The sequence below is a fragment of the Larkinella harenae genome (assembly GCF_054780515.1).
Genome location: NZ_BAAGWE010000001.1, coordinates 407,010 through 421,854, shown reverse-complemented (window position 1 = coordinate 421,854; position 14,845 = coordinate 407,010). Strand labels below are relative to the sequence as shown.

Below are 14,845 nucleotides of genomic sequence, written 5' to 3'. Positions count from 1 at the left end.
CTATAGTGAGTAAAGAATGACAGGAACGAGTGCGATTCGTTCCTTAGCGTCCAAAGAGTGCATCGATCTTATCTTCCCGCGTTGGATCTTCGAGGGGATATTGCTTCCGCATCGGAAAATAGTCCATATCTTCCATGTTCAGAATCCGGGTCAGCTTCGGATGGCCGTCGAAAATGATACCAAAGAAGTCGTACGTTTCCCGCTCCATCCAGTTAGCACTGTTGTAAACCGTCGTCAGGGTTGGAATATGCAGATCGTTTTCCGCCAGAAAGACTTTAATGCGAATCCGGAAATTGTTCGTCAGACTGTGAAGCTGGTAGACAACGCAAAACTCCCGCGCCGGTTCGGGGTCGTCGGGATAATGAATGCCACAAAGTGTCGTCAGAAAACCGATTTGATACACGGGATGTTCCCGCAGGTATTCAACCATTGGAACTATCTGCTCCCGCGTTGTCGACAGGGTCAGCATTCCGTACGGCTCATCAAAATCATAGACGTTTTCCCCAAACTTCCGGATCAGATCTTTAGCTACTTCTTCGTTCGTCATGGTTGAAAGAGGGAGCGAGGAAGGAGCTTATTCGCTCCTCTCCTTCGCCCTTCACGTATTTCGTTTATTGAATGTTGTACGATTCCAGCAGGTGCTGGTATTCGGGTGAATTCCGACGACGGAGTGATTCGTTCTTGGCCAGTTCCTGTACCTGCATCAACCCGTCCAGAATCTGTTCCGGACGCGGTGGACAGCCAGGTACGTAAACGTCTACCGGAATAATGCGGTCAATACCCTGCAATACGCTGTACGTGTCGAAAATACCTCCGCTCGACGCACACGCTCCAATGGCAATCACCCAGCGCGGTTCGGCCATTTGCAGGTACACCTGTTTGAGTACAGGAGCCATCTTTTTTGCAATGGTGCCGGCCACCAGCAATACGTCGGCCTGACGGGGCGAGAAGCTGGGTCGTTCGGCACCAAAACGGGCAATGTCATACCGCGAGGCCATCGTTGCCATAAATTCGATACCGCAGCAAGACGTTGCAAACGGCAATGGCCAGAGCGAATTAGCCCGGGCCAGTCCAATTATTTTATCAAATGAAGTCGCCTGAAACCCCGCTCCACTATAATTGTCGGGGGCTTCGACTATCTTAATATCGCTTGCCATAGTGTTTGTTATTTATTGATACCAACAAATAAACATTTATTCCTGAACTTAGGTTTACTCCCACTTCAATACACCCTTTTTCAGGATATAATAGAATCCGGACAGCAGTAATCCCATAAACAGAATCATTTCAATAAAGCCTTCCATGCCCAATTTTTTGAAATTAACGGCCCAGGGGTACATAAAAATAACCTCTACGTCGAACAGCACAAAAAGAATGGCGATGAGAAAATACTTGATGGAAATCGGCGTCCGGGCATCGCCTTCGGAAGGAATACCGCACTCAAATGCAGCATCTTTTTTCTGGCTATTTCGTTTCGGGCCGATGTTGTGGGTAACGATCATCGTAACAACGATAAATCCCAGTGCTAACCCTAATTGAATCAGGATTGGCAAATAATCAGAAGGCAAATAGATTGAGTTCATACAAGGTTGCCGAAAGCACGGCAAGTTAATGATATTTCAAACACGAAATTATCTCAAATTTACCACATAACCACGGATTTATCAACACAAAGCGGGCCTTCCAACTGATTGAAAGGCCCGCTTTGTGTCTTATTCGACCGTTATTTTATCCAAACCCGCCGGGTGGCCTTGTAGCCATCGGCCTTGACCCGGATGATATAATTCCCCGTTGAAAGATTCGACAAATTGACAGCCACCTGATTATCAAACACCGGCACCAGGGTGGTGTACACTACCTGACCACTTAAGGTTGAGACAGTTATGTTAGCATTTTTCAGATTTTCCTTGATCTCAAGCCGGACAATTCCGTCAGCGGAGGGGTTAGGAAAAGCAATGATACCGTTATCAGCATTGGGGTTACTGATGTAACCAACCTCAGCGGAATAGGGTGAGTAGCAAACAATGGAACTACTACCCAACGTAAACGTGGTCTTTGACCGAACAGCATATTGCCCAGTCTGGGTTACTTTTATAACGTTTTTATTACCCGCGATTAATGTAGTGCCCGTGCGCCAATCATACTGCTGCTGGGCCACCGGAGCCCCAGCGGGCGGAATGGCCTGGAGGGAGAAGGGTCCGCGCTGCTCAATAGCAGGTGACACTTGCCGAGGCCGGATGATCAGGCTGGCCGGGGCCGATACGCCCGATGTACAACCGTAGGGATTGACAGCCCGGGCGGTATAACTTCCTGCCGTTCCGACGGACAGACGCCGGGTCGTGGCGTTGGTGTTCCACACAATGCTGTTGGTAGCCGGGCTATCGGTTGTAAAGGTAAACATTGAATCAGCACAAGCCTGCTGCTGACCGGCCTGCACAATAGTTGGCGTTGCTGGTACAAGCGGGGCCGTAACCGTTACGGATGGCGATATAAACGTTGTCCCGGTTTCGTCCTTGGCAATTGCGTAATAAGTCCCGGGGGCGGATACGTTCAATGTCTTGCCTTTCTGCCCGTTGCTCCAGGTGATGTTACTAAGATCGAACAAGGTATTGTCCTGATCGCGTATTTCCGTTTGTAAACTCAGATTGATGCTCTGGTTGGTGGCGGCACAGGCAACGGTCAATACTGGTGTTGGCAGCGGCATCAACGGTTTAGAACCGGTAAAAAAGCGTTCGTCCATACTGGCAAACCACGCTTCGGCATATTGGCGCAAGCCGGTGCCCCCGAAATGCGTTCCTCCATCGCCGTTCACCTGGTCGTAGCGCGGAATCTGAATCCGGTCAGTTTCCGGACCGGCAAAAACGTTGTTATTAAAGGTGTTGATCACCTGATTTTGGGCCGCAATAATACCGTTATCAAACCGCCCCAGGTTGTAAGAGGAGCGGGCCAGCATCCAGGAGGGGTACCGTTTTGTGTCGGCCCGGGTCTTATTAATTAGCAGTTGCATCGACAACCGGTACTGCTCCTGTTGTAACCGCAAATGGTTATCGGTTTCTCCTTGCTGCCACAAAACCGCCCGTAGCCCCTGGAGCGAACTGAAATACCGTAGAGAAACCAACAGATTTCCGTAAGGCATCCCGGCGGGCAGGTTCTGCTCAATAAATACATTTTTCGTTGTCTTGCCGTCGAAGCTTTCGATCCAGTTGTGAATGGCCGTTCCGGCCCAGGCGGTGTTGATAAACAATACCGGCACGTTATACCGGCGAGCAATCATGTCGCCCAGCAATCCCCAGCACCAGGCGCTTTGCCCCCGGGGCCCCACAAGTGCATCGGCTCCAAGCTGGCGGAAACTAAGGGAAGGTGGATTTTCGAGTGAATTGGTCGCGGTATTGTCGTACGTAATGCAATTGACCCGGTCGTCGGTGGCACCTTCAGCGCCCTGTTGCTGAAACCCCTGCGCGTTGGACTGACCTGTAATGATGAATACTTCTCCGATTCCGATCCGGGTTACATTGTCCTGTCCTACCAGCGAATCGTTCTGCCAGGCCCGGGTTTCCAATCGGTACCAGCCTCCTCTTCCCGTGATGGGCCCCTGAAACACGCCCCCCTTAGGTTCCGTCTGAACGGTTTGCCAGTCGGTATCAATACCCTGTCCATCAGCCATTTTGACCAAACGGGCTTCAACTTTCGTGATTGGCTGGGTATAGGTCCCCGCAATGTAAATCGTACCATTGTCGCGCTGATCGCGCTGAAAAACCGCCCGATTAACAGGGTACGTTATTTTTAACTGGGCGGTCGCTGAATGTCCTAAAAAAAGCAATCCCGCAATGCCTAACATTCGGGTAATTACGGTAAACTTCATTCCTTAACAAGTAATCGTTCTCAATACAATCTCTCTACTTTTTCGGTTATCTGATTCTTGTGCCGCTATTGGATAGTCAAACGCCGGGCCATTCAATCGGATTTTCGACAGTTTAACTAACAAAGATTCCGCTTTTTTCCGGGAAAACAAAACGCCCCGCGAATGGGATTTCGCGGGGCGTAACGCATTTTTTAATGTCTTATAATCCAATTAATATGCGCTTGGATACGTTGAAGGTGGCGGACTTGACATTCAGCACATAATGGCCAGGCGGAACCGTCGAGAAATCCCACTGCTTCCGTTCATTAAAGGAGGTTACCGTAGACCGCCATAGTACCTGCCCACTCAGCGTAGTTAAGGTCAGTGTTGCATTGGTTATATCTTCCAGCGTCTCGAGAATCACAATCTTGTTCGGGCTGGGATTAGGGTAAACGCTTAACCCATCATTATCAATGATTAAGGTAAAGGCAATGGCCGCAGAAAAGTCGGAGCTACAAACCAATCCATTGTCGTAAGCCAGAAATGCCCGGGCGCGGTACGATCCGGTCTGATTCGCTTTGATAATTGCCGTTCGAAGGTCAACAAGCGCATTGTCCCGCTCCCATCGGTAATAATCGCCCTGTCGGGTTCCGGTTGCTTCGAGCGTATACGTACCAATTTGTTGTACAATGGGCACCGTCGGCACCGGTTTTACATCCACAATAATACCCGCTGAAGATGGTGAAAAACAACCGTTGGCATCGCGAACACGGGCTGTATACGTATTGGATCGGGTAGCTACGATACTTTGGGTGGAATCGCCTACACTCCAGAACGCTTTTAGCGAACCGCTGGCAGTCAGCGTTACCCGTTCTCCATCGCAGAATGTGGTAGAGCCGCTGGCAGTCAGCGTCGGGGGAGCAGGGAGCGGATTGACGTTGATCGTAACCGTATTCGATGGGTCCGATAAACAGCCGTAAATATTCCGTGTTCTGACCAAATAATTCCCGGCCCGATTGATGGTTACACTGCGAGAGGTCTGCCCGCTTTCCCAGGTATAGGCGGCTTCAGCCGTTGAGGTCAGCGTAACGTTTTGATCAGCGCAAAATGTGGTTGGTCCACCTGCCGTAACCACCGGACGGGTGGGCAGCGGATCGACAATGATATTGATCTGATTCGACTCCTTCGAGGTACAGCCGTTCTGATCTGTCACCGTCAGGGAGTAATTTCCGCCTTTACGAACTTCGATCTGCTTCGACTTTTCGCCGGTGTTCCAATTATAAGTCAAGGCGTCCGTCGACTCAAGTGTGGTGGCCAGCCGATCACAGAAACGCGCCTGTCCCAGATTTCTGACCGTGGGCGGGGTTGGTAACGGATTGACTTTAATCCCAACTTCATCGGAGGTGAATTCGCAGTTTCCCACATCCCGGTAAACGGCCCGGTAGTTACCCGCTGCCGAAACCGTGATGTTTCGTCCGGTTCCGTTGTTGCTCCAGAAAGTGTTATCGTACGTTGAGGTTAGTGTCACATTCCCGCCTTCACAGAACGTAGTTGGGCCGTTGGTTGTGATAGCGGGGCGATTTGGCACCTGGAAAGGAGCCGTAAAAACCGTATTGCCCAGTGCGTCTTTTACCGTAGCCATATACTGCCCACTACCTACAGTGACAGTCTGCCCATTTCCCGCTCCGGAACTCCAGTTGATTGAGCTGTAGTTTCCATCAACTCGCAGGGCCAGCGTATTGGTGCTTCCGCAGGTTACGGTGATGGTGGCCCCGGTTGCAGGTCCCTGCGGACGGGAGTTCTGGAAAAAATTATCATTCAGGCTTGCGTTCCAGGCATCGGCCAATTGAATTAAGCCTTGATCATAAAAGTGAACGCCCTCATTGTCGCGCTGCCCAGCACCACGACGTGGAACCTGAATTCCATCTGTGTTAGGTCCCGGAAAAGCATTTCCCGCTAGTTGAACGGCTCTATCCTGCCCCGCTAAGATGTTGCCACTGCTCCCAGAATTATCGGAGTGAGAAGCCCGGCTGACTACCCACGATATATCTTTGCCACTGTGCTCCCGGCTTCTGGCAATAACCTGACGAAGGTTATTGGCGTAATCGTCGGCTGACCGATTGAATATATTATCGGCTTCCCCCTGATGCCAGAGAACAGCTCTAATCCCCAGCGCCTGCGCATAATAGTTCAAGGCCGTACGAAGGTTTCCGTACGGTTGGCCAACCGGGTATTTTTGAGTGCCCGTGTATTCTTCGGTGGTTTGAATACCGTCGGCACTTTCACGCCAGTTTTTAGAAGAAGACCCCTGCCAACCTGCGTTGAAGAATAAAACCGGAACCCCCAGTCGGGCTACGAGCTGATCGCCCAGCCGCCCCCAACACCAGGATGAATAACCGCGCGGAAAAACCCGGGTGGTAGCGTCCAGGTGCGAAAATTCGGGAAAGTTCGGATCAAACGGCGAGTCTTCGGTTCCTGACCCGAAGTTAACACAACTAACCCGGTCGCTGCTGGCGCCCGGGCCTCCGTAATTATTAAATCCTTGGGCATTCGACTGCCCGGCAATGACAAATACTTCACCAACGCCAATTCGTTCTATTCCTCCGCCTTCTATATACTGCTCGCCCTGTAAACCGCGGATTTTCAAGCGATACCACCCTCCTTTCAAAGTTACTGAACCAGAAAAAGCTCCTCCTTTCGGATTTTCCTGAATGGTTGTCCAGTCGAGTAATGTTCCGCCGTCCATGGGTTCTGCCCGTACCTGAACCCGAGTGAAAGGCTGCGAGTAATAACCGCCAATCCAAAGCCGTGCTTCGTTGGCGTTATTTCGCTGAAAAACCATCCGGGATTTAGGAAACGTAATCTGAATCTGCGCCAGTGACAGCACAGGTAGAAACAGTAAACATAAGCTCCATAACGTTGTGGAAAATCGTAATTTATTCATAGCTGAGCGTCCCATTGGGACAATCGCGATGGTCGCTGGTGGATTGGTTATACTTCGTTTTCGGGTTGGATCAACGCTTGCCAGATCAGATCTTTCAACTCCGTGATACCTTGCTGACGAACTGCTGAAATAAATACCGTGGGTATAGTAGCCGGTAAACGTTTCCGAACCTTCTCATAGTCTTCCTCCTCCATTAAATCTACCTTAGAAATGGCTAGTAGGCGTTGCTTATCGAGTAGTTCGGGATTATACTGCCGTAATTCGTTCAAAAGCGTTTCATACTCCGCTTCGCAGTCTTCGCTGGTGGCAGGCACGAGAAATAATAAAATGGAATTCCGCTCGATATGCCGTAAAAAGCGAAGACCCAGGCCTTTCCCCTGCGATGCTCCTTCAATAATTCCGGGAATATCGGCCATCACGAACGATTTGTAATCCCGATAGGCAACAACTCCGAGTTGGGGAACAAGAGTTGTAAAAGGGTAATCTGCAATTTCGGGTTTAGCGGCCGATAGCACCGATAGCAGCGTCGATTTACCGGCATTCGGGAAGCCGACCAGTCCTACATCCGCCAGCAATTTCAGTTCCAGAATTACCCATTCTTCCAGGCCCGGTTCGCCGGGCTGGGCATAATCCGGAGTCTGTCGGGTCGATGATTTATAATGATCATTTCCTAAACCACCCCGACCGCCGTGTAACAAAATTATCTTCTGACCGTCTTCCGTAACTTCGGCCATTATTTCGCCACTCTCCGCATGGCGGGCAACGGTTCCCAGCGGAACTTCGATTATGACATCCTCACCTTCAGCACCCGTTCGACGTCCTCCCTCACCTGCTTTACCAGGTTTGGCCTTGATGTGCTTTTGATATTTCAAATGCAGCAAGGTCCACAACTGCGAACTGCCTTTTAAAATGATGTGCCCTCCCCGGCCACCATCGCCCCCGTCAGGTCCTCCTTTATCGACGTGTTTCTCCCGCCGAAAATGCATGGACCCAGCTCCGCCAGCGCCTGACCGAATATTTATTTTAACGTAATCAATGAAATTGGATGAAGCCATGCTACTGTTTGAGCCCCAACAATCGCTTCTCTGTTACTTCAAACCTTACTGAGGCTTGTCAATCTTCTCACAAATGGACTGAAATATTTCTTCAATCTGTCCAATGCCATTAATGGCCTTGTATTTTCCCTGTGATTCGTAGTAACTCGCGACGGGCATCGTTTTGTCGTTGTATTCTTTAATCCGGCGCCGGATCAATTCTTCATTCTGATCATCAGGACGCCCCGATGATTGTCCCCGTATCAAAAGCCGCTTCGTCAGCTCTTCGTCATCAACTACCAATGCTACCATGACCGTAATCTGCGTATGGTATTGCGTCAATAATCGATCCAGGGCTTCGGCCTGAGGAACCGTTCTTGGAAAACCGTCAAAAATAAAGCCAGCAGCAGACTGATTCTCTTTCAACTTGTTTTCAATCATCCCGATGACGACCTCATCCGGAACCAGAATTCCCTGGTCCATCAGCATCTTGGCCCGCAAGCCAAGTTCAGTTCCTTCCCGAATTTCGGAACGGAGCAGGTCTCCGGTTGACAAATGCACCAACTGATATTGGGCAATTAGTTTTTCACTTTGTGTGCCTTTCCCGGCACCCGGCGGGCCAAATAGTACAATATTGAGCATAGAATATTTACAAGATTCACGCACGTTAGCGCACAAAAATACAATTGTTAAGAGGAAAACCCCATTTGATCACTAACTATTTATCAATAGGTGTTTTATAACGCAGAAAGAGGAACCATGTTGATGGTTCCTCTTTCTGAATAATGACCCCAAATAAGGTTATTTCGTTGCCTTACCAGCTGGTTTTTTAGCAGCGGGTTTAGCAGCAGGTTGCTGTGCCGGCGGGTTCAATGCATTTTGCACATCCTTGTCGTTCGGATCCAATTCCGCAGCTTTTGTCAGGTATTCGCGTGATTTGACGGCATCATTCTTATTTGCATAATAAGAAGACAAGAACTTATAAGCCGTCATCATATACCGCTTATTGGCCTCTTTCTTGGCTGCATCAGCCGCGATTTCTTTATCAGCTACTTCAAGGTATTTCTCGTACATCGGAACGGCTTCGCCCGACGCCATCGCGCCTTTCGGATCGCTGAAGTAGTTGGCTGAAGCCCGGAAATAGTAACCTGGCGACCAATCAGGTGTGATCTGGTTAACTTTCAGGAAAGCAGAATCGGCACCGGCATAGTATTTTTCTTTTGCCAGACGGATAGCACTGGTGTCGCCACCCATCATCAAGGAGCTATCCCGGCCAACCCGGCTTCCTTGCAGGTAGTTTGACATACCCAATTGGAAGTAATCATTCGTTGTTGCTTTTCCAGTATCCAACGCAATAGCCTTTTTCCAGGCACCAATAGCTTGATCGTATTTTTTCGCGCTATACAACGTTTTACCGATTTCACGGTACAGGTTTTCCGTTGAATCCAGCGGAGCTGCTTTCTCCAGGTTAACCAAGGCCAATGAATCACCTTCGGGCGTTCCCAATTGAGCATACGCACGACCCAGGTATTTGTAATCGTCATAGATCACTTTATCCGGTGCCGTTTGGATAAACGTATTCAATGCTTCGATAGATTCGTTGTACTTACCAGAACCCGAATAAGCCCATCCGTAAATCCGTTGGATAACCGGGTTGTTAACTTTTCCTTTCAGTTGATCTAACTTCTGAATAGCCCGGGCATTGTCACCAGCCAGGAAGTCGAACTGAGCAGAACGTAACAATTTGTCAACGTTGGTAGTTTGGCTTTTCTGGATGTACAAATCCATGTTCTTGGCCGCATTCTTATAGGCTCTTGAACCAAAGAATGCTTCCGCCAAATCCTCGTACGTTGGTGCAAATTCCGGGTCAGCAGCAATAGCTTCTTCGTAGAACTTTTGCGCCTGCGGATAGTTTTTGGCCCGCAGGAACGTGTTACCGATTTTGTATTTAGCCTCGGCGTTATTAGGACGAATTGCCAGCGCGTTTTCGTACTTTGTTACGGCATTTCCACCGTCGTTTTTCAGGGTGTACGCGTCACCCAGTGCCATTTCGATTTCAGCGTTCTCGTTTTTCTTATCACGCTCATCGGCAATTGTCAAAATCCGAATTGCCTCTGCCGGATCGTTTACACCTTCTTCAGGCTTCCTGAACATCGTGTAGGCTTCGCCTGCGCGCAGTAACACATCGATATTCTTATTTTTGGTTGCTTTTAATGCCTCGTCGATCAGGGTTTTTGCCGTAGCACGGTCTTTTTTAGCCAATGCAACAGCTCCCAATCCAACATTGTTAAGCTGGTTTTTAGCATCCGCAGCCGCGCCTTTTTCGAAGGCTTGCTTGGCAGCATCCGGATTACCGGCTTTCAGCTGGGCATAACCCAGATAAAAAAAGTTTTCGGCTGAAGGGGCACTGGTTGCCAAACCTTGAAAGGTTTGGATAGCCTTGTTGTAACGGCCTGCTTCCAGATCCTTAACTCCCGATTGTGCATCTTGGGCAACCGCTTGTAATGAACCGAACATACCGGCGGCCACCACTGTCAACAGAGCTTTCTTTTGAAAATTCATGCCAAGTTTCAGGTTGAGAATGGATGAAAAGTTTTTACTATCTATTATTAAAAAAACAAAATGCAAAATTACAAAGTTGCCTTGGAAACAGAAATTTTTTCATTTCTTTTCCAAAAACACTTCCCGAATATACGGTTTCGCAGGCCAAAGACCGCTTTTTTCGATTAAAAGGCTGCCAACATCCCGCATAATATAATTGATCAATCCGCTTCCTAATCCCGAGTGCGCTTCCCGGCTAATGATATAAACGTTACGGCGCAAAGGATAGGTTTTTAAACCCAAATTTTTCTGAAAGGGTTGAAAAAAATCGTCGATTGACGTAGGATTAGCTTTTTCAGACACTCCCATGACCTTTAAGTTCTCCGACAGTTCTGCCGTCAAGGGAGAATCTCCATCGCTAATCCAATTAACTCCTATGAAACCCAATGCTGTCGGATTCTTACGAACATATTCAATCACCTGTTTGTTTGAATTTACCGTAAAAATTTTGATCCGGCTCAAGTCATTGACTTTAAATTGTTTCAGCGCAAAGGTAAGATTACTGGAATTATTGTTGTCAAATACCAGAACGATGGGGCCTGTCTGGGTACCTTTCTTCAGCTGTTCCCAACGGGTAATCCGACCATGAAATATGTCATTCAATTCGGCCATCGTAATCAGACTATCCCGATTCTCCCGGCCAACAATCAATGCAATACCGTCAATGGCAATAAATTCAGATTTGTACTTGATTTTTTCTTTAACAAAAACTGATTTCTCCTGCTCACTTAATTCACGCGTTGAAAAAACAAGCCGAGCACTGTCCCGCAACATCGTCGCAATAGCTTCCTGCTCCGGCTTATAAGTCACGCTAAATTTTGCATTCGGATACACCCCTTCGTAAGCTTTGTAGATAGACTCCACCATAGGCTCCAGCGACTCATCGGCGGTCATACTGATGGTGCCATGGCTTGGGTTATCCGCCGGGGGCGTTGAGCAGGCAAGCATACTTAGCATTCCAAGCCCGACCCCAATTTTAATCAACGCATTCATACTTACTAAAACAAACGTTGTATACCCCGATAAGCTCTGAACACTCCGTAAACGAGTAGCAAACCGGCTAACAGATACCGGAAAGTACCGGTGGGTAACAGGCCAAAAGACTGAGAGGAGGCAATCAGGTAGATGCCCCCTCCCAAGTATAATAATCCCATTAGCACATTAAGATACATGCCAAGAAGATCTCCGGATGGTCTTTGCTTCATTCGCAAGCTTACTCCAATTGGAAGTTGATCGGCAGGTTGTATTTAACCCGTACCGGACGACCCGATTGTTTGCCAGGCCGCCATTTTGGCATGGCTTTTACTACACGCATGGCTTCTTCATCCGTACCGAAACCTAATCCTTTCAGAACGGTAACGTCCTGAATACTACCATCGGTATTAACAACGAAACTTACGAATACCCGGCCTGAAATGTTAGCCCGTGAGGCCGCGGGTGGGTAACGCATGTTCTTGTTAAGGAATTGGCCAAGCGCTGCCATTCCGCCCGGAAATTCCGGATTTTGTTCAACCACCGTGAAAACCTGCTCTTCTTTCGGAGCAGCTTCTACCGCAGCTTCCACTTTGGTTGGGCCAGCGGTTTCTTCGGGTGCTACAATTACCTCCTCAGCGTTTGGGTCACCCTCCTGCGTTTTTTCAGCAGCAACCGCTTCTTTCAATTCTTCAACGGTTGGCGGAGGAGTTTCCTCAGGCACTTCTTCATCCGGCTTTACTTCCGGTGGAAGGAATTTCACCGTGTTCACTTTCGGCAATTCAACCGGCGGTGGTGGCGGTGGCGGTGGCTCATTGGGGTCAATTGGCGGTGGCGGTAATTTCATTAGGTCCACTTCAACCATTGCCTGCTCCTGTTCTTCAGGTTTCAGCACCGAAATGATTGTTGGGGTGGCCATTGCCAGGAGGAACAATACCGAGCCGATAATCAGCGAACGGTAGATCGTCTTGGAATAGTCTTTCCGTAATGCATACGCACCATACGCCTTGTTACGATCGGCGAACACAATATCGTCCAGTGTCCCCGTGTTAGTCGTTACTTCTGCCATGGCGATTAATACAATTGAATTGGCGTTAGCCGTTCATTACTTCATTTTGTCAGCAATAAGCTTCTCCTCATCAGGAGTCAACTGATCCACCAACGCGTAGCGTTTTGTTTTTGTAATAGCCATTTCGTCCAGCATATCTACCAGGTTTTTGTAGGTAGATTCTTGAGTTGGCTTGATGACCACCACAAAATCTTTCTCTCCGATCTTGGCTTTATTTTCCTGTAGCGCAGTCCGGATATCCTGACCAAACTGAACCGTTTTTAACTCCGGATTTTCGTTGGCAGCTTTTCCAAAGATGTAGTGAATCTGGTTTTCTTTGCCCAGGAAAATCGTCATTACTTTGGAAGCCTTGATAGGTTCCGTTTCTACTTTTTCAGTCTTGTCAGGCACGTTCAGTGTCATCGAAGACGGTTTGCTTAAGGTGGAGGCAAGAATAAAAAATGTGATCAGAAGAAAGCCCAAGTCCACCATCGGCGTCATATCGACGCGGGTAGAAGATTTTTTACTCCGGACTTTCCCACCTTTATGCTTACCACCACCCCCACCGGTGTCGATATCTGCCATCTTTTTACGAATCTAAGGCGATGAATCGCGTGAGTTTGTGGTTTAAACTTAATTAATCATTTGTCCAACCGGCGGGTGGAGCTTCAGTACCTGTGATCAGGTTGAACTTGTTGATGTTCTGCGATTGCAAGGAACTCAACACGTTCTTAAAGTTCGGAAACTTCGCCAGGTTATCTCCTTTCACCGCAATCCGCAGCTTGTTATTCGCTTTCCGGGCGTTAAATACCCATTGCGACAACTGATTCGTTTGCAGGTTGGCCGTTGAGTCAACGGGAACACCTGGTTGCTTAATTTGTGCCTGCTGATCGGATTTCAGCGAGAGAAACGATTTCAGCTGACCGATTGGCAGACCGAAGTTTGGCAGCAGCGAGAAGGCTTTCTTTTCCCGATCGGAAAACGAAATACCGTAAGTTTCGCCGATATTCTCGAGCATAGCAATCCGGTTAGGCTGGCCATCGATACCAAAGAACACTTTTCCGTCCTTATCCAAACTGATGGTCATAATATCGGTATCAGGCACTTTTATACCAGATATAGACGTTGGCGGGTTGATTTCAGCAGCCTCCTGTACGCGAATCTGAGCCGTCAAAATAAAGAAGGTCAGAAGAAGGAATGCCACATCACACATCGCCGTCATATCCATGTGAGGCCTCGACCGCTTAGGCTTAACGATAGGCATAGTTTAATGATTTTTGTGATGTAAAAACGCTACCACACAGAAATTAATTGTGTGCGGCAAAGTTTTGCTGAATGCTCAAACCGATTTCATCAATGTTGTAAGTCAACTCATCGATGCGGCTGGTGAAATAGCTGTACATGATCGTCGCAATAGCGGCCGTACCGATACCTAATGCTGTGTTTACAAGGGCCTCAGAGATACCCGTTGAAAGCGCAGCGGTATCCGGCTGACCCGTCGATCCCAATTCGCTAAATGCGCGGATCATACCCAATACCGTACCCAACAGAGCAACCAGCGTTGATACAGAGGCCAGCGTAGCAATGATGGTCAGGTTTTTCTCCAACATCGGCAATTCGAGCGTTGTTGCTTCTTCTACTTCTTTCTGCAGCGCTACCAGTTTCTGCTCTTTGGTCAGTTCTGTGTCATTTCTCAATTGCTGATACTTCACCAGGGCCGTTTTTACAACGTTACCTACTGACCCTTTCTGACGGTCACACTCTTTGATAGCAGCTTCTACTTCGTTACGGTCGAGCATTCCTTTTACTTTGCGAACAAACTCGTCAATCGAACCTGAGCCATTGGCACGGCCGATCGTAATAAAACGCTCAATTGAGAAAACCAGCACAATCAAGAAACAGGTAAACAGAAGCGGTACAATTGGACCACCTTTGTAAACGATCCCGAAATAATCACCGTCGATCGGAAGGTTTTCGTTATTTCCACCTTGAAAGTGACTCGGATCGCCAAATACAAACATGTACGTACAGATGGCGATAACAAACAAAATGGGAATGACAAACACCGGATTCAGACCGCCCGACTTTTTCTTGGGAGCTGCTGCTTTAGCTGGTGCTGGAGTTGGAGATTGTGTTTTCATTAGACTAACTGTAGGGTTAAATTGAAACTGGTTTTTTGTGTAAAGAAAACGAAAATTTCAAATTGAAACGTTTTGGTAGAATAAAATTTCGAAAGGCTTTTACAGAAGCCTATTACAAAAGTATCAATTTTCTATCTGAAATTATACAAGCGGTTAGGTCATTTTTTTGTTAATTCGAGAAATTATGCTACGTTTTTTATATTTTTCCAAGTTTGAAGGCTTATATTATATTTTCAAAAATTTTGATAACTATTTCTTAAACAC

General features: G+C 48.0%; 13 protein-coding genes. All 13 read right to left on the bottom strand.

Annotation, left to right across the window (positions count from 1 at the left end; all coding sequences use genetic code 11):
* Positions 1–43: 43 nt before the first annotated feature.
* The gene (locus tag ACYVH9_RS01735; protein ID WP_460634562.1) at positions 44–547 is read right to left on the bottom strand and encodes an NADH-quinone oxidoreductase subunit C; all 504 of its coding nucleotides are present in this window, start codon (positions 545–547) and stop codon (positions 44–46) included.
* Positions 548–611: 64 nt separating this feature from the next.
* The gene (locus tag ACYVH9_RS01730; RefSeq protein ID WP_460634561.1) at positions 612–1,157 is read right to left on the bottom strand and encodes an NADH-quinone oxidoreductase subunit B; all 546 of its coding nucleotides are present in this window, start codon (positions 1,155–1,157) and stop codon (positions 612–614) included.
* A 54-nt stretch (positions 1,158–1,211) separates the two neighbouring features.
* Positions 1,212–1,583, bottom strand: a complete 372-nt coding sequence (locus ACYVH9_RS01725; protein ID WP_460634560.1) for an NADH-quinone oxidoreductase subunit A — start codon at positions 1,581–1,583, stop codon at positions 1,212–1,214.
* Between the two features lie 140 nt (positions 1,584–1,723).
* Positions 1,724–3,862, bottom strand: a complete 2,139-nt coding sequence (locus tag ACYVH9_RS01720) for a T9SS type A sorting domain-containing protein (RefSeq protein ID WP_460634559.1) — start codon at positions 3,860–3,862, stop codon at positions 1,724–1,726.
* 199 nt (positions 3,863–4,061) lie between these two features.
* Entirely contained in the window at positions 4,062–6,785 is a 2,724-nt protein-coding gene (locus ACYVH9_RS01715) for a T9SS type A sorting domain-containing protein (RefSeq protein WP_460634558.1), read from the bottom strand.
* A gap of 47 nt (positions 6,786–6,832) precedes the next feature.
* On the bottom strand, positions 6,833–7,840 hold the full coding sequence (gene obgE / locus ACYVH9_RS01710; RefSeq protein WP_460634557.1) for a GTPase ObgE: 1,008 nt from the start codon (positions 7,838–7,840) through the stop codon (positions 6,833–6,835).
* Between the two features lie 45 nt (positions 7,841–7,885).
* Positions 7,886–8,461 (bottom strand): adenylate kinase, encoded by a 576-nt coding sequence (locus ACYVH9_RS01705; RefSeq protein ID WP_460634556.1) that lies wholly within the window; start codon positions 8,459–8,461, stop codon positions 7,886–7,888.
* A 159-nt stretch (positions 8,462–8,620) separates the two neighbouring features.
* Positions 8,621–10,381, bottom strand: a complete 1,761-nt coding sequence (locus ACYVH9_RS01700; RefSeq protein WP_460634555.1) for a tetratricopeptide repeat protein — start codon at positions 10,379–10,381, stop codon at positions 8,621–8,623.
* 99 nt (positions 10,382–10,480) lie between these two features.
* Positions 10,481–11,413, bottom strand: a complete 933-nt coding sequence (locus ACYVH9_RS01695; RefSeq protein ID WP_460634554.1) for a PstS family phosphate ABC transporter substrate-binding protein — start codon at positions 11,411–11,413, stop codon at positions 10,481–10,483.
* Positions 11,414–11,633: 220 nt separating this feature from the next.
* Positions 11,634–12,461, bottom strand: coding sequence for an energy transducer TonB (locus ACYVH9_RS01690; RefSeq protein ID WP_460634553.1), 828 nt, complete (start codon positions 12,459–12,461; stop codon positions 11,634–11,636).
* A gap of 36 nt (positions 12,462–12,497) precedes the next feature.
* A complete protein-coding gene (locus tag ACYVH9_RS01685) occupies positions 12,498–13,025 on the bottom strand; it encodes an ExbD/TolR family protein (protein ID WP_460634552.1) in 528 nt (175 codons plus the stop codon).
* Between the two features lie 52 nt (positions 13,026–13,077).
* Positions 13,078–13,704 (bottom strand): ExbD/TolR family protein, encoded by a 627-nt coding sequence (locus tag ACYVH9_RS01680; protein ID WP_460634551.1) that lies wholly within the window; start codon positions 13,702–13,704, stop codon positions 13,078–13,080.
* A 43-nt stretch (positions 13,705–13,747) separates the two neighbouring features.
* Positions 13,748–14,581, bottom strand: a complete 834-nt coding sequence (locus ACYVH9_RS01675; RefSeq protein WP_460634550.1) for a MotA/TolQ/ExbB proton channel family protein — start codon at positions 14,579–14,581, stop codon at positions 13,748–13,750.
* Between the last annotated feature and the right edge of the window lie 264 nt (positions 14,582–14,845).

Bases quoted from the DNA above. Each gene is read 5' to 3' on its own strand.
- ACYVH9_RS01735 (WP_460634562.1), bottom strand. From the start codon at position 547: ATGACGAACGAAGAAGTAGCTAAAGATCTGATCCGGAAGTTTGGGGAA.
- ACYVH9_RS01730 (WP_460634561.1), bottom strand. From the start codon at position 1,157: ATGGCAAGCGATATTAAGATAGTCGAAGCCCCCGACAATTATAGTGGA.
- ACYVH9_RS01725 (WP_460634560.1), bottom strand. From the start codon at position 1,583: ATGAACTCAATCTATTTGCCTTCTGATTATTTGCCAATCCTGATTCAA.
- ACYVH9_RS01720 (WP_460634559.1), bottom strand. From the start codon at position 3,862: ATGAAGTTTACCGTAATTACCCGAATGTTAGGCATTGCGGGATTGCTT.
- ACYVH9_RS01715 (WP_460634558.1), bottom strand. From the start codon at position 6,785: ATGAATAAATTACGATTTTCCACAACGTTATGGAGCTTATGTTTACTG.
- obgE (WP_460634557.1), bottom strand. From the start codon at position 7,840: ATGGCTTCATCCAATTTCATTGATTACGTTAAAATAAATATTCGGTCA.
- ACYVH9_RS01705 (WP_460634556.1), bottom strand. From the start codon at position 8,461: ATGCTCAATATTGTACTATTTGGCCCGCCGGGTGCCGGGAAAGGCACA.
- ACYVH9_RS01700 (WP_460634555.1), bottom strand. From the start codon at position 10,381: ATGAATTTTCAAAAGAAAGCTCTGTTGACAGTGGTGGCCGCCGGTATG.
- ACYVH9_RS01695 (WP_460634554.1), bottom strand. From the start codon at position 11,413: ATGAATGCGTTGATTAAAATTGGGGTCGGGCTTGGAATGCTAAGTATG.
- ACYVH9_RS01690 (WP_460634553.1), bottom strand. From the start codon at position 12,461: ATGGCAGAAGTAACGACTAACACGGGGACACTGGACGATATTGTGTTC.
- ACYVH9_RS01685 (WP_460634552.1), bottom strand. From the start codon at position 13,025: ATGGCAGATATCGACACCGGTGGGGGTGGTGGTAAGCATAAAGGTGGG.
- ACYVH9_RS01680 (WP_460634551.1), bottom strand. From the start codon at position 13,704: ATGCCTATCGTTAAGCCTAAGCGGTCGAGGCCTCACATGGATATGACG.
- ACYVH9_RS01675 (WP_460634550.1), bottom strand. From the start codon at position 14,581: ATGAAAACACAATCTCCAACTCCAGCACCAGCTAAAGCAGCAGCTCCC.